The 23,047-nt window shown below is 58.9% G+C and carries 26 protein-coding genes and 1 pseudogene; 21 read left to right on the top strand and 6 right to left on the bottom strand.

The annotated features are described in order from the left end of the window. Positions 1–113 precede the first annotated feature (113 nt). The 19 genes from trmJ (at position 114) to der (ending at position 16,699) form a co-directional block, all read left to right on the top strand. Positions 114–890: a tRNA (cytosine(32)/uridine(32)-2'-O)-methyltransferase TrmJ gene (gene trmJ / locus ACQKIK_RS13285; protein WP_045425235.1), complete on the top strand. Its 777-nt coding sequence runs from the start codon at positions 114–116 to the stop codon at positions 888–890. Then, complete coding sequence (gene cysE, locus ACQKIK_RS13280) at positions 890–1,666, top strand: serine O-acetyltransferase (protein WP_499136277.1); 777 nt, start codon at positions 890–892, stop codon at positions 1,664–1,666. The genes trmJ and cysE overlap by 1 nt, the downstream gene beginning before the upstream one ends. 183 nt (positions 1,667–1,849) lie before the next feature. Continuing rightward, a complete protein-coding gene (gene iscR / locus ACQKIK_RS13275) occupies positions 1,850–2,341 on the top strand; it encodes a Fe-S cluster assembly transcriptional regulator IscR (protein WP_102835904.1) in 492 nt (163 codons plus the stop codon). A gap of 30 nt (positions 2,342–2,371) precedes the next feature. Beyond that, the gene (locus ACQKIK_RS13270) at positions 2,372–3,586 is read left to right on the top strand and encodes an IscS subfamily cysteine desulfurase (RefSeq protein ID WP_499136276.1); all 1,215 of its coding nucleotides are present in this window, start codon (positions 2,372–2,374) and stop codon (positions 3,584–3,586) included. 47 nt (positions 3,587–3,633) lie between these two features. Next, the gene (gene iscU, locus ACQKIK_RS13265) at positions 3,634–4,026 is read left to right on the top strand and encodes a Fe-S cluster assembly scaffold IscU (RefSeq protein ID WP_045425243.1); all 393 of its coding nucleotides are present in this window, start codon (positions 3,634–3,636) and stop codon (positions 4,024–4,026) included. Positions 4,027–4,036: 10 nt separating this feature from the next. Further along, entirely contained in the window at positions 4,037–4,360 is a 324-nt protein-coding gene (iscA, locus tag ACQKIK_RS13260) for an iron-sulfur cluster assembly protein IscA (RefSeq protein WP_499136274.1), read from the top strand. A gap of 7 nt (positions 4,361–4,367) precedes the next feature. Further along, a complete protein-coding gene (hscB, locus tag ACQKIK_RS13255) occupies positions 4,368–4,889 on the top strand; it encodes a co-chaperone HscB (protein ID WP_463309516.1) in 522 nt (173 codons plus the stop codon). Positions 4,890–4,930: 41 nt separating this feature from the next. Continuing rightward, complete coding sequence (gene hscA, locus ACQKIK_RS13250; RefSeq protein WP_045425247.1) at positions 4,931–6,793, top strand: Fe-S protein assembly chaperone HscA; 1,863 nt, start codon at positions 4,931–4,933, stop codon at positions 6,791–6,793. Between the two features lie 5 nt (positions 6,794–6,798). Beyond that, positions 6,799–7,137, top strand: coding sequence for an ISC system 2Fe-2S type ferredoxin (fdx, locus tag ACQKIK_RS13245; protein ID WP_045425250.1), 339 nt, complete (start codon positions 6,799–6,801; stop codon positions 7,135–7,137). A gap of 13 nt (positions 7,138–7,150) precedes the next feature. Then, on the top strand, positions 7,151–7,348 hold the full coding sequence (gene iscX, locus ACQKIK_RS13240) for a Fe-S cluster assembly protein IscX (RefSeq protein ID WP_045425251.1): 198 nt from the start codon (positions 7,151–7,153) through the stop codon (positions 7,346–7,348). Between the two features lie 161 nt (positions 7,349–7,509). Next, a complete protein-coding gene (gene ndk / locus ACQKIK_RS13235; protein ID WP_021209485.1) occupies positions 7,510–7,941 on the top strand; it encodes a nucleoside-diphosphate kinase in 432 nt (143 codons plus the stop codon). A gap of 20 nt (positions 7,942–7,961) precedes the next feature. Next, positions 7,962–9,110, top strand: a complete 1,149-nt coding sequence (gene rlmN, locus ACQKIK_RS13230) for a dual-specificity RNA methyltransferase RlmN (RefSeq protein ID WP_499136273.1) — start codon at positions 7,962–7,964, stop codon at positions 9,108–9,110. A gap of 11 nt (positions 9,111–9,121) precedes the next feature. Next, the gene (gene pilW, locus ACQKIK_RS13225; protein WP_499136272.1) at positions 9,122–9,880 is read left to right on the top strand and encodes a type IV pilus biogenesis/stability protein PilW; all 759 of its coding nucleotides are present in this window, start codon (positions 9,122–9,124) and stop codon (positions 9,878–9,880) included. Beyond that, positions 9,877–10,866 (top strand): RodZ domain-containing protein, encoded by a 990-nt coding sequence (locus tag ACQKIK_RS13220; RefSeq protein WP_499136271.1) that lies wholly within the window; start codon positions 9,877–9,879, stop codon positions 10,864–10,866. The genes pilW and ACQKIK_RS13220 overlap by 4 nt, the downstream gene beginning before the upstream one ends. Before the next feature lie 2 nt (positions 10,867–10,868). Then, a complete protein-coding gene (gene ispG / locus ACQKIK_RS13215) occupies positions 10,869–11,981 on the top strand; it encodes a flavodoxin-dependent (E)-4-hydroxy-3-methylbut-2-enyl-diphosphate synthase (RefSeq protein WP_046162458.1) in 1,113 nt (370 codons plus the stop codon). Between the two features lie 14 nt (positions 11,982–11,995). Continuing rightward, the gene (hisS, locus tag ACQKIK_RS13210) at positions 11,996–13,279 is read left to right on the top strand and encodes a histidine--tRNA ligase (protein WP_499136270.1); all 1,284 of its coding nucleotides are present in this window, start codon (positions 11,996–11,998) and stop codon (positions 13,277–13,279) included. Between the two features lie 40 nt (positions 13,280–13,319). Further along, entirely contained in the window at positions 13,320–13,961 is a 642-nt protein-coding gene (locus ACQKIK_RS13205; RefSeq protein WP_127839826.1) for a YfgM family protein, read from the top strand. Between the two features lie 4 nt (positions 13,962–13,965). Next, positions 13,966–15,114: an outer membrane protein assembly factor BamB gene (bamB, locus tag ACQKIK_RS13200; RefSeq protein ID WP_499136269.1), complete on the top strand. Its 1,149-nt coding sequence runs from the start codon at positions 13,966–13,968 to the stop codon at positions 15,112–15,114. A 106-nt stretch (positions 15,115–15,220) separates the two neighbouring features. After that, the gene (der, locus tag ACQKIK_RS13195) at positions 15,221–16,699 is read left to right on the top strand and encodes a ribosome biogenesis GTPase Der (RefSeq protein WP_499136268.1); all 1,479 of its coding nucleotides are present in this window, start codon (positions 15,221–15,223) and stop codon (positions 16,697–16,699) included. A gap of 4 nt (positions 16,700–16,703) precedes the next feature. Here der and ACQKIK_RS13190 read toward each other — a convergent pair. Next, positions 16,704–16,953 (bottom strand): annotated as a pseudogene (locus tag ACQKIK_RS13190) (serine O-acetyltransferase); the annotation flags it as partial. Positions 16,954–17,064: 111 nt separating this feature from the next. On the opposite strand from ACQKIK_RS13190, the gene ACQKIK_RS13185 reads away from it, so the two are divergent. Next, positions 17,065–18,213 carry a pyridoxal phosphate-dependent aminotransferase gene (locus ACQKIK_RS13185; protein ID WP_499136267.1) on the top strand — a complete coding sequence of 383 codons (1,149 nt, stop codon included), beginning with the start codon at positions 17,065–17,067 and terminating at the stop codon, positions 18,211–18,213. After that, positions 18,201–18,995, top strand: coding sequence for an amidohydrolase (locus tag ACQKIK_RS13180; protein ID WP_064480377.1), 795 nt, complete (start codon positions 18,201–18,203; stop codon positions 18,993–18,995). The genes ACQKIK_RS13185 and ACQKIK_RS13180 overlap by 13 nt, the downstream gene beginning before the upstream one ends. Positions 18,996–19,045: 50 nt before the next feature. On the opposite strand, the gene ACQKIK_RS13175 is transcribed toward ACQKIK_RS13180, so the two are convergent. The 5 genes from ACQKIK_RS13175 to ACQKIK_RS13155 all read right to left on the bottom strand — a co-directional run bounded on the left by ACQKIK_RS13175 (position 19,046) and on the right by ACQKIK_RS13155 (position 23,025). Further along, the gene (locus ACQKIK_RS13175) at positions 19,046–19,426 is read right to left on the bottom strand and encodes a DUF2784 domain-containing protein (protein WP_499136266.1); all 381 of its coding nucleotides are present in this window, start codon (positions 19,424–19,426) and stop codon (positions 19,046–19,048) included. Positions 19,427–19,429: 3 nt separating this feature from the next. Beyond that, positions 19,430–20,056: a DUF2238 domain-containing protein gene (locus ACQKIK_RS13170; RefSeq protein ID WP_046162449.1), complete on the bottom strand. Its 627-nt coding sequence runs from the start codon at positions 20,054–20,056 to the stop codon at positions 19,430–19,432. 102 nt (positions 20,057–20,158) lie between these two features. Then, the gene (locus ACQKIK_RS13165; protein WP_499136265.1) at positions 20,159–20,890 is read right to left on the bottom strand and encodes an endonuclease; all 732 of its coding nucleotides are present in this window, start codon (positions 20,888–20,890) and stop codon (positions 20,159–20,161) included. 98 nt (positions 20,891–20,988) lie between these two features. Beyond that, positions 20,989–21,846 (bottom strand): carboxylate/amino acid/amine transporter, encoded by an 858-nt coding sequence (locus ACQKIK_RS13160; RefSeq protein ID WP_499136264.1) that lies wholly within the window; start codon positions 21,844–21,846, stop codon positions 20,989–20,991. 120 nt (positions 21,847–21,966) lie between these two features. Further along, entirely contained in the window at positions 21,967–23,025 is a 1,059-nt protein-coding gene (locus ACQKIK_RS13155; protein WP_499136263.1) for an NAD(P)-dependent alcohol dehydrogenase, read from the bottom strand. Positions 23,026–23,047 lie beyond the last annotated feature (22 nt).

Below are 23,047 nucleotides of genomic sequence, written 5' to 3'. Positions count from 1 at the left end.
TATCAGAAACCTATGCGGCGTGTTGCTCGGCAAGGGGTCGTTCAGACGGTTAATGGCGAAGCTGCGGATCCTTCCTGTAAGCTTTCGGTCTGCTTCCTGATAGAGAAAAAACCGTGTCGCTACAGAGCATTCGCGTGGTGTTGGTCAATACCAGTCACGCCGGGAATATCGGGGGTGCGGCCCGTGCCATGAAAAATATGGGTTTGTCCCGCTTGGTGCTGGTGGATCCGGAGGACTTTCCGAGCCCGAACGCCGTCGCTCGGGCCTCGGGTGCAACCGATATTCTTGACTCCGCGGAGATCGTTGCGACGCTCGAGGAGGCGTTGGTGGGCTGCAGTCTCGTGCTGGGCACCAGCGCACGCGATCGCCGCATACCCTGGCCGCTGCTGGATCCGCGCGAAACCGGAACGGTCTGTCTTGAGCAGGTCGAGCGGGGCGGTGAGGTTGCGTTGGTGTTTGGGCGGGAATACGCCGGGCTTACCAACGAAGAGCTTCAGCGTTGCCAGTACCATGTGCATATCCCATCAGATCCTGACTTCAGTTCGTTGAACCTGGCTGCTGCGGTGCAGGTGCTCGCTTATGAAGTGCGCATGGCCTGGCTGGCAGCGAACGATCAGCCGACCAAGCAGGAGAAACTCGAAACAACCTCGATGCTTGATACCCAGCCGGTTACCGCTGATGAGCTCGAGCTTTATTACGGTCATCTAGAGCAGACCTTGGTCGAAATTGGCTTCCTCGATCCCCAGAAGCCCCGGCATCTTATGCCTCGCCTGCGCAGGCTTTACGGCCGTAGCGGTATAAGCAAGCTGGAGATGAATATTCTGCGCGGAATCCTTACCGAAACCCAGAAGGCCGTCCGCGGCGAACCCCACAAGCGGAGAAGTGATTGATGTTCGAAGGCATGCGCGAAGATATCCAGAGCGTTTTCCATCGCGATCCGGCAGCGCGTAACGCATTCGAGGTCATCACTTGTTATCCGGGTCTGCACGCTGTCTGGTTTCATCGGGTGTCTCACTGGCTTTGGGTGCACGACTGCAAGTGGCTGGCACGGATGAATTCGAATCTGGCGCGTTGGCTGACGGGCATCGAAATCCATCCAGGCGCGCAGATAGGACGCCGTTTCTTTATCGATCACGGGATGGGCATCGTCATCGGTGAGACGGCGCAGATCGGCGATGACGTGACGCTCTACCATGGGGTGACCTTGGGCGGTACAAGTTGGAGCAAGGGCAAGCGTCACCCAACACTTGAGGATGGGGTAATCGTTGGGGCAGGTGCGAAAATTCTCGGCCCGTTTACGGTGGGTGCAGGCGCTAAGATTGGGTCCAATGCGGTAGTGACTCGTGCGGTTCCGGCCGGCGCCACCGCAGTCGGTATTCCGGGTCGGGTTATTGCCAAGTCCGATGACGAGCAAGAGGCCAAGCGCAAGGCCATCGCAGAGAAGATCGGTTTCGATGCATACGGTGTGACCGAGGATATGCCGGATCCGGTGGCGCGCGCTATCGGCCAGTTGCTCGATCATGTTCAGGCAGTCGAGGAGCGCATGGACGGTATGTGTAAGGCGTTGACCGCACTTGGCAGCGATTATTGTGCAAAGCAGATGCCCGAGCTGCGTGAGGAGGATTTCGCTGAGGTCAAGCGGGCGGGCGAAGAGCCCCGCTCCTGAAAGTGCGGTAGGGCGGGCGTGCTGTTATGATGATTTCCTGTCTGCGGGCAAGTCGGTGGAGTCTACGCCCCGTAGAAATCATCTCATGCGGCTAAAGTCCGAGTGATTTAATGGGGCTTATAGTTGATCTAAATAGTCGGGTATTGCATACTTGCCTCAAACCATGATGCTTGGTGCGAACCGATGCGATTGACTACCAAAGGCCGTTACGCCGTCACTGCGATGCTCGACCTTGCGCTGCATGCGCAACACGGGCCGGTATCCCTTGCGGATATTTCCGAACGGCAAGGCATCTCGCTTTCCTATCTCGAGCAGCTGTTCGCCAAGTTGCGTCGTGGCAGCCTGGTGACCAGTGTTCGCGGGCCAGGTGGTGGCTATCAGCTCTCGCGTGAAATGGCGGGCATTCAGGTCGCACAAGTCATCGACGCGGTCAACGAGTCGGTAGATGCAACACGCTGCCAGGGGCTGGGTGACTGTCATTCGGGAGACACCTGTCTGACCCACCATCTCTGGTGCGATTTGAGTCAGCAGATCCATGAGTTTCTGACTGGCATCAGTCTGGCGGATCTGGTGATGCGCCGCGAGGTTCAGGAAGTGGCTCTGCGTCAGGATATGCGCCGCGCCAATGGACAGACTCCGCAACTGGATAAGATTGAAGCGTCCGCCATTGAATGAGCAGGACGACAGCCTGATAGGAGATACCTGATGAAGTTGCCGATTTACCTGGACTACTCCGCTACCACGCCGGTTGACCCTCGCGTCGCCGAGAAGATGGTTGAATGCCTGACAGCTGAAGGTAACTTCGGTAACCCGGCTTCGCGCTCCCACGCTTTCGGCTGGAAAGCCGAGGAAGCAGTCGAGAATGCGCGCCGTCAAGTTGCCGAGCTGGTCAATGCAGATCCTCGCGAAATCGTGTGGACCTCTGGTGCGACCGAGTCGGATAACCTGGCTATAAAGGGTGCGGCGCATTTCTACGCGTCCAAGGGCAAGCACATTGTTACCAGCAAGATCGAGCATAAAGCCGTTCTTGATACAACCCGCCAGCTCGAGCGCGAGGGCTTCGAAGTAACCTACATCGAGCCTGGCGAAGATGGTGTGATCACGCCGGCGATGGTTGAAGCTGCGCTACGCGACGACACTGTGCTGGTGTCCATCATGCACGTGAACAACGAAATCGGAACGATCAACGATATCGCGGCTATTGGTGAGCTCACCCGTTCGCGTGGTGTGCTGTTCCACGTCGATGCCGCGCAGTCGACCGGGAAGGTGGAGATCGATCTGGAGAACATGAAGGTCGATCTGATGTCCTTCTCTGCTCACAAGACATACGGTCCCAAAGGGGTCGGCGCCCTGTACGTGCGGCGCAAGCCGCGTGTGCGTCTTGAAGCGCAGATGCATGGCGGCGGACATGAGCGTGGCATGCGCTCGGGAACGCTGGCAGCGCATCAGTCAGTGGGCATGGGTGAGGCGTTCCGCATTGCTAAAGAAGAAATGGCTGCAGAAAACGAGCGTATTACTCAGCTGCGCGACCGCTTCTTCAAGCAGGTTGAGCACCTAGAAGAGCTTTATGTGAATGGCAGTATGACTGCGCGGGTGCCGCACAACCTGAACCTGAGTTTCAACTACGTTGAAGGCGAGTCGCTGATCATGGCGCTCAAGGACCTGGCGGTTTCTTCTGGTTCGGCCTGTACCTCTGCTTCGCTGGAGCCGTCTTACGTGCTCCGCGCGTTGGGTCGTAATGACGAATTGGCACACAGCTCGATCCGTTTTACCTTCGGTCGCTTCACCACCGAAGAGGAAGTCGATTACGCCGCGCAGAAGGTCAGCGAGGCGGTCACGAAATTGCGTGAGCTTTCACCCTTGTGGGACATGTTCAAGGATGGCGTCGATATATCTCAGGTCGAGTGGGCTGCCCACTGATTCGAGACGTCGAGTTCCGCATAGCCTGATTCAAAGAGGATTGCACCATGGCATACAGTGATAAGGTCATTGACCATTACGAAAATCCCCGCAACGTCGGCAAGTTCGACGCTGAGGATCCTTCCATCGGTACCGGCATGGTCGGCGCGCCGGCTTGCGGCGATGTGATGCGACTGCAGATCAAGGTCAACGAGCAAGGCGTGATCGAAGATGCCAAGTTCAAGACCTATGGCTGCGGTTCGGCCATTGCTTCCAGCTCCCTTGCTACCGAGTGGATGAAGGGCAAGACGCTGGAAGAAGCGGAAACCATCAAGAACACTCAGCTCGCTGAAGAGCTGGCACTGCCGCCGGTGAAAATCCATTGCTCGGTATTGGCAGAGGATGCCATCAAGGCAGCCGTTCGCGATTACCGCGAGAAAAAAGGGTTGCCGCAGGCCTAAGGGGGTATCGATGGCTATCAGCATGACAACCGCCGCTGCCGATCACGTGCGCCGCTCTCTGGAAGGGCGCGGCAAGGGGCTTGGGGTCCGGTTGGGCGTACGGACCACGGGCTGTTCCGGCCTGGCTTATGTGCTCGAGTTCGTGGACGAAGCAGCTACAGAGGACTCGGTCTTCGACAGTCATGGCGTGAAGGTGATCATCGATCCGAAGAGCCTCGTGTACCTCAACGGGACGGAGCTCGACTTTGTCCGCGAGGGGCTGAACGAGGGCTTTAAGTTCAACAACCCTAACGTGCGTGGCGAATGCGGCTGCGGCGAAAGCTTCAACATCTGAGGACGCTGTGGGAACTCCCTGTCACTACGCGCTGTTCGAGCTGCAGCCGACATTCGATATCGATCCGGGGATGCTGTCGTCTCGTTACCGCGAGCTGGCGCGTAAGGTTCATCCCGACCGGTTTGCTGATGCTGGTGAGGCCGAGCAGCGTTACGCAATCGAGCGCTCGACGAATCTGAACGAGGCCTATCAGACCTTGAAAAGCCCGTCGCGTCGGGCTCGTTACCTGCTGACGCTCGAAGGTCGTGAGATGCCGTTGGAGGCGACCGTTCAGGATCCTGCTTTCCTTATGCAGCAGATGCAGTGGCGCGAAGAGCTCGAGGAGTTGCAAAACGATGCGGATATCGCAGGCGTAGCTTCCTTCAAGGCTCGCCTCAAAGTGGCTCAGCAAAATCTCAATGATTCTTTCGCCGGCATCTGGCGGGATGAGTCGCAGCGCGAGGAGGCGGAACGGCTGGTGCGCCGCATGCAATTCCTCGACAAGCTGTCCCAGGAAGTGCGCCAGTTAGAAGAGCGCCTCGACGATTAACCCCGCGTAGCGCCAGACGCTGCGCCCGATATCAGACAGACATGGCCTTACTTCAGATAGCTGAACCCGGACAAAGCCCGCAACCTCACCAGCGTCGCCTGGCGGTTGGCATAGATCTGGGCACTACCAATTCACTCGTTGCAGCCCTGCGTAGTGGCGTTACGGCGCCGTTGGCCGATGCAGATGGAGAGGTCATTCTGCCGTCCGCTGTGCGTTATCACAGCGCTCAGGTTGAGGTGGGGCGCGCGGCGAAAGCTGCTGCGGCCAGCGATCCGTTGAATACCATTCTGTCCGTCAAGCGTTTGATGGGGCGCGGTATTGGTGACGTGAAGCAACTGGGTGGGCAGCTGCCGTATCGATTCAGTGAGGGGCAATCACAGATGCCCTTCATCGAGACGGTGCAGGGCGCGAAAAGTCCGGTAGAGGTCTCTGCGGAGATTCTTCGCGCGTTGCGTGAGCGTGCGGAGGCAGTCTTGGGGGGCGAGCTGGTCGGTGCGGTGATCACGGTGCCGGCATATTTCGATGATGCGCAACGTCAAGCGACCAAGGATGCTGCGCGTCTCGCTAATCTCAACGTGCTGCGCCTGCTAAACGAGCCTACCGCCGCTGCCGTTGCCTATGGTCTGGACCGCGAAGCTGAAGGGGTCGTGGCGATCTATGACCTGGGGGGCGGCACCTTCGATATTTCCATCCTACGTCTGACCAAGGGTGTGTTCGAGGTACTGGCTACTGGTGGCGATACAGCGCTAGGTGGGGATGACTTCGATCATGCGGTTGCCGGCTGGATTCTGGCTAAGGCTGGTGCCTCACAGGATCTCGATCCGGGCACCCAGCGTGAAGTGCTGAAAATCGCCTGTGATGCCAAGGAGCAGCTCAGCGAAACCGAAGCTGTCGAAGTACGCTACGCCGGTTGGCAGGGCGTTCTGACACGTGCCATGTTCAACGAACTCATCGATCCGATGATCGCTCGCAGTCTCAAGTCGTGCAGGCGCGCGCTGCGTGATTCGTCTGTAGAGCTGGAAGAGGTCCATGCGGTGGTCATGGTAGGCGGCTCCACTCGTGTGCCGCGGGTTCGTGAGCGGGTTGGAGAGATGTTTGGCCAGGATCCGCTGACCGATATCGATCCCGATCAGGTCGTCGCGATCGGTGCAGCAATTCAGGCTGAGACGCTGGCCGGCAACAATCGCGATGGAGAGGAGTTGTTGCTGCTGGATGTGATCCCTCTGTCGCTCGGGCTGGAAACAATGGGTGGTCTGATGGAAAAAATCATTCCGCGCAATACCACCATTCCGGTCGCCCGAGCACAGGAGTTCACCACGTACAAAGACGGCCAAACGGCCATGATGATTCATGTGCTGCAAGGCGAGCGTGAGCTCATTGCCGATTGCAGGTCTTTGGCTCGCTTCGAGCTGCGGGGCATCCCGCCAATGGTGGCCGGGGCGGCGAAGATACGTGTCACCTTCCAGGTCGATGCGGACGGCCTGCTCAGTGTATCGGCGCGTGAGCTGGCGTCCGGTGTCGAGTCGAGTATCCAGGTGAGGCCGTCTTATGGGCTGACTGATGGTGAGATTGCTCGCATGTTGGAAGATTCGTTTCATAAGGCCAGTGAAGACAAAACGGCCCGAGCGCTTCGTGAGCAGTTGGTCGATGCGCAGCGATTGCTTGAGGCGGTTGAGGGGGCATTGGCGGTTGATGGCGAGCGTTTGCTAGATGATGAAGAGCGCGCGGCGATCAAGTCGCAGGTGCACGAATTGCGTGGTCTTCTTGATAGTCAGGATGGCCTCGCCATCGAACGCCAGGTCAAGCGTCTTAGCCAGATTACGGATGCTTTTGCAGCACGCCGACTAGATTCCACCGTCAAGGCCGCGTTGGCCGGCCGGCGGCTTAACGATATCGAGGATTGAACCAGATGCCGCAGATTGTTTTCCTGCCTCATGCCGACCATTGTCCGGAAGGGGCGGTAGTAGATGCTCAGCCCGGTGAAACGGTGCTCGACGCTGCGCTGCGAAATGGCATCGATATCGAGCATGCTTGTGAAAAATCCTGTGCCTGCACGACGTGCCATGTGGTGATCCGTGAGGGCTTTGCTTCTCTGGAAGCCTCCGACGAGCTGGAAGATGACATGTTGGACAAGGCGTGGGGGCTCGAGCCTACGTCCAGGCTGTCCTGTCAGGCTGCTGTCGCGGATATCGATCTGGTGGTCGAGATTCCGAAATACACCATCAATCAAGTGTCCGAAGGTCATTAAGGCGAGGTGAATCATGGCGCTTAAATGGTCTGACGTATTGGATATCGCGATTGAGCTGGCTGAGCGCAAGCCTGACGTGGATCCCCGCTACGTGAATTTCGTCGAGCTGCATCGTTGGGTTGTCGAGCTACCGGGTTTTTCTGACGATCCGACGCGCGGCGGCGAGAAGGTTCTGGAAGCCATACAGGCGGCCTGGATCGAAGAAGCCTAATCGCACGCCGCCCGCTGGGCGCTGTTACAGAGTCAACCGGCGCTGACTGCTTATGGTGGTCAAGTTCGGGCTTGAGGCTACCCTTATATTTTTCGTCGTGACCCGCGTATAATTCGCGGGTTTACTCGTTCGCTTTAACCTATCGTTTTCTGGAGTTTCAAATGGCCCTGCAACGCACTTTCTCCATCATCAAGCCTGACGCCGTCGCCAAGAATGTTATCGGTGAAATCACCTCTCGTTTCGAGAAGGCTGGTCTGCGCGTCGTCGCTTCGAAGATGGTCCAATTGTCCGAGCGTGAAGCGGGCGGTTTCTATGCCGAGCACAGCGAGCGCGGTTTCTTCAAAGATCTGGTCGCTTTCATGGTTTCTGGTCCGGTCATCGTTCAGGTTCTAGAAGGTGAAGACGCGATCGCCAAAAACCGTGAGCTGATGGGCGCTACCAACCCGAAGGAAGCAGCTCCTGGCACTATCCGCGCCGATTTCGCCGTCTCCATCGATGAGAACGCTGTTCATGGTTCCGACTCCGAGGCGTCCGCCGCTCGCGAAATCGCCTACTTCTTCTCTGCCACCGAAGTGTGTGCCCGCATTCGCTGATCAGGCGAAGGTGAATCCAGATGACTCCGATTACCGGTAAAGTAAATCTGCTGGGGCTGACCCAGCCTCAGCTGGAAAGCTTCTTCGATTCAATAGGGGAGAAGCGCTTTCGTGCCGGTCAGGTCATGAAATGGATTCACCACTTTGGCGTCGATGACTTCGATGCCATGAGCAATATTGGCAAGGCCTTGCGCGAAAAGCTCAAGGCCACTGCCGAGATCCGCGGCCCCGAAATTGTAAGCGAAGACATTTCCACCGACGGCACCCGTAAATGGGTGGTGCGGGTGGCTTCGGGTAGCTGTGTGGAAACTGTCTATATTCCCCAAGGTGGACGGGGTACGCTCTGCGTTTCCTCCCAGGCTGGCTGCGCGTTGGATTGCAGTTTCTGCTCGACGGGCAAGCAAGGTTTCAATAGCAACCTCACCGCTGCCGAAGTGATCGGTCAGGTGTGGATTGCCAACAAGTCGTTCGGCACGATACCGGCGAAGGTTGATCGCGCCATCACCAATGTCGTCATGATGGGCATGGGCGAGCCCTTGCTCAACTTCGATAATGTCGTAGCCGCCATGCAAATCATGATGGACGACCTCGGCTACGGTATATCCAAGCGCAAGGTGACGCTTTCTACATCAGGCGTGGTGCCGATGATCGAGGAACTGTCCAAGGTCATCGACGTGTCGCTGGCGCTGTCACTGCACGCGCCGAATGATGAATTGCGTGATCAGTTGGTCCCGATCAACAAGAAATACCCGTTGGAGATGCTGCTCGCGGCTTGTCAGCGCTATATTTCCAATCTCGGCGAAAAGCGTGTTCTAACGATCGAATACACGATGCTGCAGGGCGTCAACGATCAGCCTGAACATGCGGAGCAGATGATCGCCCTGCTGGCGAAAATTCCCTGCAAGATCAACCTGATTCCCTTCAACCCCTTTCCGCATTCCGGATATGAGCGGCCGAGCAACAATGCGATCCGTCGTTTTCAGGACATCCTGCACAAAGCCGGGCACAATGTGACGGTGCGTACCACTCGCGGTGAGGATATCGATGCGGCCTGCGGCCAGCTAGTCGGGCAGGTGTTGGATAGAACACGCCGAAGCGAGCGCTACATCGCAGTGCGCCAGCTGCAGTCCGAGCCAGTGACGGCGCCCATTGCTACGAACCGTTCCTGAGGGGGATTTTGATGACCTTGCGCGTCGCGCTGCTGTTTGTGTTCGCCAGCCTAATGGTTGGCTGCGTATCTTCCGGGTCGGTAAATCCGATGCGTACCTCCGAAGGTCGCGACGAAGCGCGAGATGCCTATATTCAGCTTGGCATCGGCTATTTGCAGCAAGGCGAGGCTTCTCGTGCCAAATCTCCGCTACGCAAAGCGCTCGAGTTGGATCCAAACAGTGCAGATGCCCACGCGGCATTGGCCTTGGTATTCCAAAACGAGATGGAAAATCAGTTGGCAGACGAGCATTACCGCAAGGCCCTGTCTGGCCACAGCGACGCCCGTATCCTCAATAACTACGGCAGCTTTCTTTTCGAGCAGAAGCGCTACCCCGAGGCGATGGAACGGTTCGCAAAGGCAGCCGAAGATAATCTCTATTCTGGGCGCTCCCATGTCTTTCAGAACATGGGCATGACCGCATTGATGCTGGGTCAGCGAGAGCAGGCCGAAACCTATTTCACTCGCGCCCTGCGCCTCGACAGTCGGCAACCACGCGCACTGCTCGAACTGGCCATGATGGCGTATGAAGACAAGCAGTACGTTCCTGCAAAACGCTACTACGACGGTTTCAGCAGTCTTTCTGAGCAGAATGCCCGCAGTCTGTTGCTGGGCATCCGTTTGGCGAAAATCCATCAGGACCGCGATCAGGCCGCAAGCCTGGGTTTGCAGCTCAAGCGCCTGTATCCGGGGACGCCTGAATATCAACAGTTTCTTTCGGAGCAACGATGATAGCGCCCCATTCTGAAGCCGCTGCCCCGACGGCCTTGGCCAACCCTGGCGAAACGTTACGCGCCGCACGCGAAGGCAAAAACTGGTCCCTCTCTTCGGTAGCCAAGCAGCTTAATTTGTCGGAACGATCGCTCACCCAGATCGAAGCGGGTGACTTCAGTCAGCTGCCTGGTCACACATTTGCCCGCGGTTACGTTCGTGCTTACGCCAAGCTTCTGGGCCTGGACCAGAATCGTCTGGTACAGCAGTTCGACCAACATACCGGTACGGATGCAACCGGCAGCAGCGTCAATAGCCTCGGCCACATCGATCAGCCCGTGCGCCTATCGCGCAGCATGGTGCGCTTCTTTACCTTCATCCTGACGCTAGTAATCGGCGTAGGTGCATTCTTGTGGTGGCAGGATCGCTCGGCCCGTACCGAGTCAGGCCCGTCGGTCTCCGCGCTTGAGCGAATTGAGGTCGAGGCTGCAGACGGTACCACCGAGATTCATCTGCTCGACCGAGCTGAGGAGCCTGTTGAGCCTGTAATCGAGGAGCCGGTTAACCCGATCCCATCGGAAACCGGCGACGAGGCCCAGGTAGCCAGCACCGAAACGTTGCAGTCAGATGCGCAGCCGGCAGTCGAAACGGCAGCTGGAATGCCAATGCAACAGGACGAGACTGCACCGTCCAGTGAGGCGCCTGCCGCTGCGGAGGCCGATGCGACGCCAGCCCAGGTCGCCGAAGTGGAGGCGGTCGCACCGGGGGAGGGTCGTCTGACTTTGGACTATACGGCGGATTGTTGGACGCGGGTTACCGATGCGAACGGCGAAGTTCTCTACAGCGGCCTGGCTAAGGCTGGCAGCAGTCGCACCCTGGTCGGTGAAACCCCGCTAGATCTGCATCTGGGCTTCGCGTCTGGTGTGCAGGTCAGCTTCAACGGTGAAGCCGTCAGTCTTTCTGGCAAAACGCGCGGCGAGACTGCGCGTCTAAAGCTCGGACAGTAATCATGCATAGTGAGTCCCCTATCAAGCGTCGCCCTACTCGAAAGATCTGGGTAGGCAACGTACCGGTCGGCGGCGATGCGCCTATCGCCGTACAAAGCATGACCAATACCGAAACCTGCGATGTGGATGCCACGGTTGCCCAGATCGAGCGGCTAGGGAATGCCGGAGCTGACATCGTGCGTGTGTCAGTACCTTCGATGGAAGCAGCCGAAGCGTTCGGCAAGATCAAGCAGCGCGTCAGTTTGCCGTTGGTAGCAGACATTCATTTCGACTATCAGATTGCTCTACGCGTCGCCGAGCTTGGTGTCGATTGCCTGCGCATCAACCCAGGTAACATCGGGCGCGAAGACCGTGTCCGCGCCGTCGTCGAAGCTGCGCGGGACCGCGGCATCCCGATCCGCATTGGCGTCAATGCCGGTTCGTTGGAAAAGGATCTGCAGAAAAAGTACGGCGAACCAACACCCGAAGCGCTCGTGGAATCTGCGTTGCGCCATGTCGAGCATCTCGACCGGCTGAACTTCCCTGATTTCAAAGTCAGCGTTAAGGCCTCTGACGTGTTCATGGCTGTGGCTGCCTATCGTCTCTTGGCTGACAAAATCGAGCAGCCTTTGCACTTGGGCATTACCGAAGCCGGTGGCTTGCGTTCGGGTACGGTGAAGTCGTCGGTGGGTTTGGGCATGTTGCTCGCCGAAGGCATCGGCGACACCATCCGTATTTCGCTGGCAGCCGACCCGGTAGAAGAAATCAAGGTCGGTTTCGACATTCTCAAGTCGCTTCGTCTACGTTCACGCGGGATCAATTTCATCGCCTGCCCGAGTTGCTCGCGCCAGAACTTCGACGTGGTCAAGACCATGAACGAGCTTGAGGGCCGGCTTGATGATTTGCTTGTGCCTATGGACGTCGCGGTGATCGGCTGCGTCGTTAACGGTCCTGGGGAAGCGAAAGAGGCGCACATCGGCCTTACCGGCGGATCGCCGAACAACCTCATCTATATCGATGGCAAGCCGGCACAGAAGTTGAGCAACGACAATCTGGTCGATGAACTGGAGCAGCTGATTCGTCGCAAGGCTGCGGAAAAAGTCGAGACAGACGCTGCGCTGATTCTGCGCAGCTGAACTAAGGAAACGAATTGAGCAAGTCCCTGCAAGCCATTCGTGGCATGAACGATATTCTGCCGGCCCAGACGCCGGTCTGGCGCTACCTCGAGACGACCTTCGCACAGCTGCTCGATAGCTACGGCTACAGCGAGATTCGTCTTCCGATTCTTGAGTTTACCGATCTGTTCGCCCGTGGAATCGGTGAAGGGACCGACGTGGTCGACAAGGAAATGTACACCTTCCTAGACCGTAACGAGGAATCACTGACGCTGCGTCCTGAGGGCACTGCCGGTTGCGTGCGCGCGGTGCTCGAGCATGGCATGACTGGGGGCGGGCAGGTACAGAAACTCTGGTATGCGGGGCCCATGTTCCGCTATGAAAAGCCACAGAAAGGCCGCTATCGTCAGTTCCACCAGATCGGCGTTGAGGTATTCAATCAGCCGGGGCCGGATATCGATGCCGAGCTGATCGTGCTTACGGCTCGACTCTGGAAGAAGCTTGGCCTATCCGGTGCAGTCACCCTGCAGCTGAACAGCTTAGGTTCCAGCGAGGCGCGGGCGACCTATCGGGACGCGCTGGTGGCGTACCTGCAACAGCATTTCGAGCAACTCGACGAAGACAGTCAGCGCCGTCTGACGAGCAACCCGCTGCGTATTCTCGATAGCAAGAATGCGCAGACCCAAGCACTGCTCGCCGATGCGCCGACCTTGCATGATTATCTCGACGAAGAGTCACGTACACACTTCGAAGGCCTCAAGGCCCATCTCGAAGTGGCAGGAATCGACTACCAGATCAATCCCAAGCTGGTGCGGGGCCTGGATTACTACGGCAGGACCGTGTTCGAGTGGGTGACCGATAAACTGGGCTCGCAAGGTACCGTTTGTGCGGGTGGTCGCTATGACGGGCTTGTCACTCAATTTGGCGGCAAGCCGACGCCGGGCGTAGGTTTCGCCATGGGCATCGAGCGTCTGGTGTTGCTACTCGAGACGCTCGAATTGGTGCCTGCGGAGCTTAATCGGCCGGCCCATGCCTACATCTGTGCCTTTGGTGAGGCGTCCGAACTGGCTGCACTCGGCCTGGCGGAGCGATTGCGCGATGCGCTGCCCGGCCTGCGCTTGCTGGTCAACGCGGGCGGCGGAAGTTTTAAGAGTCAGTTCAAGAAAGCTGACAAGAGCGGCGCCCGGTTCGCACTGATTCTGGGTGACGACGAACTGGCCGGTCGCGTGGTAGGTTGCAAGCCGCTGCGCGACGATAGCGAGCAACAAAGCATTGCCTGGGATGCTCTGCCCGAGTGTCTGGCTGCCTGTTTGGCGTGAGCAAACAGGTCCGATTTCAGCGAATGTAAGGAGTGACAGTGTGACCTCGGGTACCGAAGAAGAACAACTGGCGCAAATCAAGGAATGGTGGCAGCGGAACGGCAAACCATTGCTGATGGGGGGCGCGCTTGCTCTGGTGCTGGTATTTGGCTGGCAGTTCTGGCAGAAGCACCAGCTCAATCAGTCCCAGAGCGCCTCGACGATCTACCAGCAGTTGCTGAATGCCGCGTTGGAAGAAGGGAAAGCAGATACCGCCGAGATTTCGCGCTTGGGCAATCTGCTGCAGAAAGAATTTGCAGGTTCTCACTACGCTCAGTACGGCAGTCTCTTTGTCGCCAAGGTGGCGGTGGAGTCCGGACGTCTCGACGAGGCCGCAACAGAGTTGCAGGCGGTGCTGGACAAGCCTGCCGACAAAACTCTGGAAGAGCTGGCTCGCCAACGTTTGGCCCGTATCCTGGCGGCTCAGGACAAAGCCGAAGAAGGGCTCGCGCTATTGGAAGGCGACGCGGTTGAAGCATTTGCCGCCAGCCGCGAAGAGTTGCGGGGTGATCTGCTGGTCAAGCTTGAGCGTCCTGACGAGGCCCACGCTGCCTATTCCAAGGCGAAAGAATTGCTGTCGCAGGATGCTGCAATTGGTGGCCTGCAGCTGAAACTTGACGATCTGGCTCGTGGAGAGGCGTGAATTGATGCATTGGAAAACTGCAGCATTGCTGACCCTGGCCGTCCTGGCGGCAGGTTGCAGCAGCAATGACAAGAAAGAACCCGAGCCCGCCGAACTGGTCAAGTTTGACGCTGAAATCCAGCTGAAAGAACAGTGGAGCCGCTCCATCGGCGATGGTCAGGGCGAGACCTATAATCTGCTGGCTCCCGTTGTCTACGGTAACGAGATATTTGCTGCCGACGTTGAAGGGTTGGTCGTGGCAATGGACCGTACGACCGGCAAGGTCAACTGGAAGAACGACCTGGAGGTCCCGATCTCCGGTGCAGTGGGCGCTGGCTATGGTCTGGTTCTGGTCGGTACGCTACGGGGTGAGGTGTTGGCGCTGGATGTTTCGACCGGCGAAGAGCGTTGGCGCAGCCAGGTCAGCAGCGAGGTACTTGCTGCGCCTGCCGTGAACGGCGATGTCGTAGTGGTGCAGACTCAGGATGATCGCGTCATTGCGCTCGAAATCGACACCGGAGCGCAACGTTGGAGCTACGAAAGTTCGCCGGCGGTGCTGACGCTACGCGGTACTGGAGCGCCACTGCTGACCAATGAACTGGCAATCGCCGGCCTTTCCAGTGGAAAGGTGGTGGCGCTTGACACCCGTCGCGGGTTGCCGATCTGGGAGCAGCGGGTCGCCATTCCACAAGGCCGTTCCGAGCTTGAACGCGTAGTCGATATCGACGGCGGGCTGCTACTTTCAGGCGGAACCTTGTATGTCGCGTCCTTCCAAGGGCGCGCCGCAGCGTTGGATCTCGAAAGCGGTCGGATTCTCTGGCAACGCGATGCGTCCACCGCGACCGGCCTTGCGATGGGGTATGGCAGTGTCTACGTGAGCCAAGCCGACGGTACGGTGCTAGGCATCGATGAGCGATCGACAACCGTGCTGTGGAGCAATGATTCGCTGCTACGTCGGCAGCTTTCCGCCCCGGCGGTTTTTTCCAGCTACGTCGTGGTGGGAGACAAGGAGGGCTATTTGCACTTCCTCAGCCAGGTTGATGGGCGTTTCGTCGCGCGAACTCGCGTCGATAGCGCCGGGGTGCGAGCTCGACCCGTGGTCGAAGGTGACTGGCTGTATGCCTACGGCAACGATGGCAAGCTTGTCGCGATGACCATTCGCCAGGCGGATTGACAGCCTCACGTCATGCGCCTTGTTCCGTCCAGGCGGAACAACAAATATTCGGCCGCTGCCTTGCAGCGGCCTTCGTGTTTTCTGAAATATCGCAGTGGAGAGCCGTATGGTTCCCGTAATCGCCCTGGTGGGCCGCCCGAACGTTGGCAAGTCCACCCTGTTTAATCGTCTGACCAAAAGCCGTGACGCCATTGTCGCGGAATATGCCGGTCTGACCCGTGACCGCCAGTATGGCGAGGCCAAATGGCAGGGCCGAACTTACATCGTCATCGATACCGGCGGCCTTACCGGGGACGAGCAGGGCATTGACGTCAAGATGGCCGAGCAGTCTTTGCAAGCCATGCAAGAGGCCGATGCGGTCATGTTCATGGTCGATGCACGTGCCGGTATGACACCCGGCGACCAGATGATTGCCGAGCACCTGCGCAAGATGAACAAGCGCCACTTCCTAGTGGCGAACAAGGTCGACAGCATCGATCCAGATATCGCCCGAGCGGAATTCAGCCCGTTGGGCCTGGGTGACGCCCTGCCGATCGCCGCTGCCCATGGCCGTGGCATCACCCATATGCTCGAGCAGGCACTCGGTGTGTTTCCCAAGGACAACGCCGAAGTTGCCGAAGACGAGGGTGAAGAGGGCGAGGCGGTTGCCGAAGGAGAAGAGCCCAAGCGCATCCCTGGACCGAGCGAAAAGGATGGCATCAAAATCGCCATCATCGGCCGGCCCAACGTGGGCAAGTCGACATTGGTCAACCGCATGCTCGGTGAGGAGCGGGTCATTGTTTATGACCAGGCCGGTACAACCCGCGACAGCATCTACATTCCGTTCGAGCGTGATGACGAAAAGTACACACTGATCGACACGGCCGGCGTGCGTCGCCGCGGCAAGATCTTCGAGGCCGTGGAAAAGTTCTCGGTGGTCAAGACGCTGCAGGCGATTCAGGACTCCAACGTCGTGATTTTCGTCATGGATGCCCGCGAAGGCGTGGTCGAACACGATCTGAACCTGCTCGGCTTCGTGCTGGAAAGCGGCCGCGCGCTGGTTATCGCGCTGAACAAGTGGGACGGCATGGAGCCGAGTGAGCGAGACTATGTGAAGACCGAGCTGGAGCGCCGGTTGTTCTTCGTCGAGTTCGCCGACATCCACTTCATCTCCGCTAAACATGGCACCGGCGTTGGCAATTTGTACAAGTCGGTGCAGGCCTCGTTCGCTTCAGCCGTGACCCGGTGGCCCACCAGCCGTTTGACGCAGATTCTTGAAGACGCGGTTCGCGAGCATGCGCCACCGATGGTCGCCAGCCGTCGAATCAAGCTTCGCTACGCACACCTGGGCGGCGCCAACCCGCCGCTGATCGTGATCCATGGCAACCAGGTCGACTCGATTCCAAAGTCCTACACCCGTTATCTGGAAAATACCTACCGACGCGTTCTGAAGCTGGTCGGTACGCCCATCCGTATCGAGTACAAGGGCGGAGAAAACCCTTACGAGGGCAAGAAAAATACGCTTACCGACCGCCAGGTCAACAAGAAGCGCCGTCTCATGTCGCACCACAAGAAGGCCGAGAAGAAGCGCCGCGACAAGCGCTAGTTTCTCAGGTCTCGTCGAACGACTGGTCCATGTCCAAGACCGGTCGTGCATGCCTCGGCTTGCCGACTTGGCGGGGCGGGTTGCCGACACACGGTCGTGTGTGGTGAAACGGCTTGCAGCAACACGCTTCCGGCACCGACACTCGTGTCCTCGCCGATTGCGATATTGCCGAGTATCTTCGCGCCTGCGTCGATCATCACACCGCTGCGTATCTTAGGGTGCCGGTCGCTGCTCACCCTGCCGGTCCCGCCCAACTCCAGAAGCTAATGCCGCAGGCCCGGACGCCCTCGTATCCGCCCGCCATGATCGGCTATTCTGTTTTCCCCTGCCGAAGCCCCGTACGGCAGGCCTGTCGGAAAGCTGTCATGCTCATCAGTAAGTTGCCTAATGTCGGCACCACCATCTTCACCACCATGTCGCAGCTGGCGGCTGAAACCGGCGCGTTAAACTTGTCGCAGGGATTCCCCGACTTCGATGGGCCTGATGCGCTGCGCGAAGCGGTTGCCCGTCATGTGATGGAAGGGCACAACCAATACGCGCCAATGACCGGCTTACCAGCACTGCGCGAGCAGGTGGCACTCAAGGTCAGCTCGCTATATGGCCGTCAGGTCAGCGCCGAGGCCGAGGTCACGATCACGCCCGGGGCGACGCAAGCAATCTTCTGTGCGATTCACGCGGTCATCCGCCCAGGCGATGAGGTCATCGTTTTCGACCCCTGCTATGACAGCTACGAACCTGCCGTGGAACTCGCCGGCGGCGTCTGTGTGCATCAGGCGCTGAGCCTGCCGGACTTTGCCATCGACTGGCAGAAGCTCGCCGATGCGATTACCCCACGCACCCGAATGATCGTGTTGAACACGCCGCACAATCCCAGTGGCGCCTTGATCGAAATGGCTGATCTGGATCGCCTGGCGGTGCTGATCCGCGACCGCGACATCTATCTGCTCAGCGACGAAGTCTACGAGCACCTGGTCTTTGATGGTCGGGAGCACGCCAGTGTGTTGCGTCATGCTGAGCTGTATCAGCGCGCCTTCGTCATCAGCTCCTTCGGCAAGACTTACCATGTCACCGGCTGGAAAACCGGCTATGTAGTGGCGCCCGCCCCGCTCACCAACGAGCTGCGCAAGGTGCATCAGTATGTCAGCTTTACCGGCGTAACCCCGTTGCAGTGGGCGCTTGCCGATTTCATGGCGGCGCATCCTGAGCATCTGGCGGAACTGCCTGCGTTCTACCAGGCCAAGCGTGATCTGTTCTGCGATCTGCTGGCCAACTCGCGCTTCCGCTTCACGCGCGCCGCGGGCACCTATTTCCAATTGGCCGATTATTCCGCGATTCGCCCGGATCTCGGAGATGTCGCCATGGCTGAGTGGCTCACCCGTGAACACGGTGTGGCCAGTATTCCGATTTCGGTGTTCTACCAAACGCCTCCTGCAGAGTCGCGGCTCGTCCGCTTCTGCTTCGCCAAACGAGAGGAGACGCTGCGCCAAGCAGCAGAACGACTATGCGCGATCTGAATAATTTACCCGACCTTGAACTGGCCCTGATCCAGACGACGCTCGTCTGGCAGGATGCCGCTGCCAATCGTGAGCGCTTCATCGGGTTGCTGGATGACGCCCGCGGCGCGGACTTGATCGTGCTGCCCGAGATGTTCACCACGGCCTTTTCGATGAACTCCGCCGAGCTCGCCGAGCCTGAAGAAGGCCCGACCTACGCCTGGTTGCGCGAGCAGGCGGCCCGTATGGAGGCGGTGATCACCGGCAGCGTAATCATCGAGGCCGCCGATGGCAGCCATCGCAACCGTCTGCTCTGGGCCCGGCCGAACGGCGAAATTCTGCATTATGACAAGCGCCATCTGTTTCGCATGGCGGGGGAGCATAAGCACTACACGGCGGGCGAAAAACAGGCTCTGTTCGAACTCAACGGCTGGCACGTGCGCCCTCTGATCTGTTATGACCTGCGCTTTCCGGTGTGGAGCCGCGATCCCCACGACACCGACCTGCTCCTTTATACAGCGAATTGGCCGGCAGCCCGGCGTAATGCCTGGAATCGCCTGTTGCCCGCGCGCGCGATCGAGAACCTCTGCTATGTCGCGGCGGTGAATCGGGTCGGGGAAGATGGTAAAGGCTACCCTTACAGTGGTGACAGCCAAGTACTGGACTATCTCGGTGACCCGCTGCTGGAGGCCGGTGATGCCGATGGGGTGTTTCGCGTTTCACTTCGCGCTGCCGATCTGGCCAAGTTCCGCAGCAAATTCCCCGCCTACCACGATGGCGACGCGTTTGAACTGAGCCTATAGGCGCTCAGCCATGCTTACGATGGTATGGCTGCTAGCGCGGCCAAACGGCTTCAGCGTTCTGCGGCCTGTCGGTGACGATTGCGCCACAGCAGGCCCCCGTAGATCAGTAGGTTGACGACGACCACCACGGCGGCCAGCAGGTACTGCACCGGTACGCTCAACCAGGCCGGGTAGATCAGCGGCAGCAAATAGTGCTCGACGAAGCCGGCCTCGTAGCCTGCGTTCCCGGCCAGCCGCCTCAGCAGGTTTTCCCAATGAGTGAGTGGGCAGGGGCGCCCGCTCAGCTCGACAAATATTCCCCACGCCATCGCGGGCAGATGCAACAGCAAAAAGCCACGCTTCCAGGCGACCAGCAAGCCCCCCAGCAATACGAAGAGGATAAAGCCGAGGTGCAGCATCAGCACGGCATCGGCCCCAATACGATAAAGCATGGCTTACTCAGCCCTGCCCGAACGCTCCAGCTGAGCGATGTGTTTGTCTTGAATGCGCGCCAGAAGGGTGACAGAGAGCCCTGCGCCGATCAGCGCCATGAGCATGTCCGACTGGGTATCCCATGGATCGCCCTGCGTTCCCAGGAAGTCCTCGGCACCTTGGCCGGCGATAAGCGCTACCCACCATTCGATCAGCTCATAAAAGGCACTGAATGCCAGCGCGACGCAAAGCGCTAAAAAGCCCAGCATTTTGCCGCCGGCGATGAAGCGACGACGCAGCAGAACTTCCCGCGCCAGCAAGGCAGGTGTTACGCCCTGTATGAAATGGCCCAGCTTGTCATAAGGGTTGCGGGCCAGATCAAACCAGTCCTGCACCCAGAACCCCGGCGGCACGCGGGCATAGGTATAGGTGCCACCAAGAATCAACACCAGCGCATGGATGGCGATCACCCAATAAAGCAGGTGGGTCAACGGAAAGCGCCGATGACTCCAGATCAGCAGTGGGGCGGCGATCAGCACTGGCGCTACCTCAAGCAGCCAGGTTGCGCGGTCGTAGGGAGCAACAGCGGAACAGATCAATGCCAGCAGTACACCCGATCCCAGCGCTGCGTAAAGCGTACGGTCTTGCATTGGCGTCGCCATGATTAACGGTAGAGCCGGCAGCATGCAGTGCTTGCCGGGTTAGCCGCAACTGTAAGCGCGGCGAGCCCCGGCTTGGCAAAGGTGTGCCAGCTAACCTTCTCGGCCAGGTGCTGAGGCCGCACGCGAAAGCGAACGGCCGCAGCGCCGCAAATCGACTGCACCGATGTATGGGTTGGCGTTGCCCTGAATGCAGGCGACGCTGCGGTTGCGCCACCGTTCCCACTCGTCGATTGGGAATTGGCGATTCCATATGTCATACAGGCGGCGATCCTGCTTCGACAGCCGCAGGCCGTAGCGCTCGCTCATGTACAGGTAAGTGCGGGCAATGGCGCCGCGGGCGTAGGCCGGTGGCATGGCCGTGCGCTGCTTGAAGTTCACCACGAAGGGGCAAGCGCCGTACTGGCTGGGCTTTTCGCTGAGCATGCCGAAGCCGTAATTGCTGCGGTCGCCGTTCACTTCACCAACCACCGGTACCAGATTGTGCAGATCCGCTTCCGCCTGGCTGAACACCGGGTCGGTAGACGTGCAGTGTTTGCGTCCACCGTCCTGCCAGCATTGGCGCTGATGGCCGATAACCCATGCGGGAACGATGTGTTCCCATTCCACCCTCGCGGCACGCTTGGGCTGCTTGCGCGGAATGTAGCCACAACTGGCCAGATCGATCTGTTTGCCCTTGAAGGCGCAGCGGCAATAGAAATCCATGGGTCGCTCGGCGTATAACTGCCAGGCGATTTTCTTGGCCTCGCGAAAGGTGCGTGGAGCATCAGCGTGTAGCTGAACAGGAAAAAGCAGGGCGAGCAGAAGCAGGCTGTAACAGCGCATGGGATTCTCGACGACTGACTGAGAAATGCATCCATGCGGGGCGCGCTATCTTACCTATTGCGCTGATAAATCCACATATAACAATAACTTACATAATGTCATTGAGCCTGCTTGTGACCCAGCCGGTTGATCTGCAGCGAGGCCAGGATGATCAGCCCGCCAACCGTCAGCAGCAGAAGATTGGTCTGCGTGCCCCAGAACAGCAGATTGAGCACCAGCCCCACAGGCACCGCCATGTTGTTCATCACCGCCAGGGTGCCGGCATCCACCAGAGTGGCGCCCTTGTTCCAGCAGAACTGCCCGAGCGCGGTGGCCAGCACACCCATCCATATCAACACTGCCCATTGTTCGGTTGTGGTGGGCAGTTTTTCCGGGTTGCCGAACAGTAGCCAGGCCGGCAGTACGATCAGCAGCGCACCCATGAAGAAGTAGCCGAAGCGACGATGGAGTGGAATATCGGATGGATAACGCTGTGCCAGATGCTTGTAGCCAACCTGGCCGGCGGCAAAGGTGAAGTTAGCCAACTGCATCAGCAGGAAACCACCTAGAAAGTCGCGAGAAACGCCGTCATAGCGAATCAGCCCGGCACCGAATACCGCAACGGCGGCCGCTACCAGCGCCCAGGGGTTGAAACGGCGGTTCAACGCGTCGTCAATCAACGTCACGTGCAACGGCGTCAGTACTGTGAATAACAGGACTTCGGCGACCGTCAGTACGTTGAAGCTCAGGTACAGGCAGAGGTAGGTGACGCCGAACTGCAACGCGCCGACGAGCGTGACGCCCGCTATGAAGCCCGGTGCAACGCCGCGCCAGCGAGTCAGAGGCAGGAATACCAGGCCGGCCAGCACTACGCGGGTCAGCACAGCGAAATAGCTGTCCACCTGGCCGGCGAGGTAGGCACCAATCAGGTTGAAGGAAAACGCCCACAGCAGGGTGACGAAAATCAGGTAGCGCATGCCGACTCCTCAGAAGGTCGGCGACCTTAGCGGCTCGGCGGCAAAGAAGGAAGGGCCGGTTTGAGCCCGCTGTTTTTGATCACGGGCGCGCTTCGGCCAGGCGCGCCCGTGGTGGGTGGATTACGCGGGCTTCAGCGAGGCCATGTCGATGACGAAGCGGTACTTCACGTCACTCTTGAGCATGCGCTCGTAGGCCTCGTTGATGGTCTGGATATCGATCATCTCGATATCCGAGACGATGTTGTGTTCGGCGCAAAAGTCGAGCATCTCCTGGGTTTCGGCAATGCCGCCAATCAGCGAGCCGGCCAAACGACGGCGCTTAAAAATCAAGCCGAACACGCTCGGCGAGGGATGCGGCGAAGCCGGTGCGCCCACCAGGGTCATGGTCGCGTCGCGCTTGAGCAGCGACAGGAAAGCATCAAGATTGTGGGGCGCTGCAACGGTATTGAGAATGAAGTCGAAGCTGTTCAAGTGCGCGCTCATCTCGTCCTGGTTCTTCGACACCACGACTTCGCTGGCCCCCAGACGCAGGGCGTCTTCCTTCTTGTCGGGCGAGGTGGTGAAAAGCACGACATGCGCGCCCATGGCATTGGCGATCTTCACCGCCATATGCCCAAGGCCTCCGAGACCGACCACGCCGACCTTTTGACCAGGGCCGACCTTCCACTGGCGCAGCGGCGAATAGGTGGTGATGCCTGCACATAGCAAGGGCGCGACAGCGGCAAGCTTGTCTTCGGTATGCGAGATGCGCAGGACAAATTTCTCGTTCACCACGATGTTGTCGGAATAGCCGCCAAAGGTGTTCTCGCCACCGCCGAACGCGGGACCATTGTAGGTGCCGACAAAACCATTCTCGCAATACTGCTCGAGGCCCTCGCCGCAAGAGGGGCAGTTCTGACAGCTGTCGACCAGGCAGCCGACGCCAGCGATGTCGCCGACCTTGAAGCGGTTGACCGACTCGCCAACGGCACTGACCCGGCCAACGATCTCGTGGCCCGGAACGGAGGGGTAGAGGGTGTTGTGCCATTCGTTGCGGGCGGTGTGCAGATCCGAATGGCAGACGCCGCAGAAGAGAATGTCGATCTGCACATCGTTCGGCCCTACGGCACGGCGCGAGAAGGTATGAGGTGCGAGTGGTGTGCTTGGATCAAATGCGGCGTAACCGATGGTTGTGCTCATGAGCGCTCCTGTGGCGTTTTAT

Source organism: Pseudomonas sp. NPDC047961 (genome assembly GCF_050272435.1).
Taxonomy (GTDB): domain Bacteria; phylum Pseudomonadota; class Gammaproteobacteria; order Pseudomonadales; family Pseudomonadaceae; genus Stutzerimonas.
This window is presented reverse-complemented; position numbering and strand designations above follow the sequence as displayed.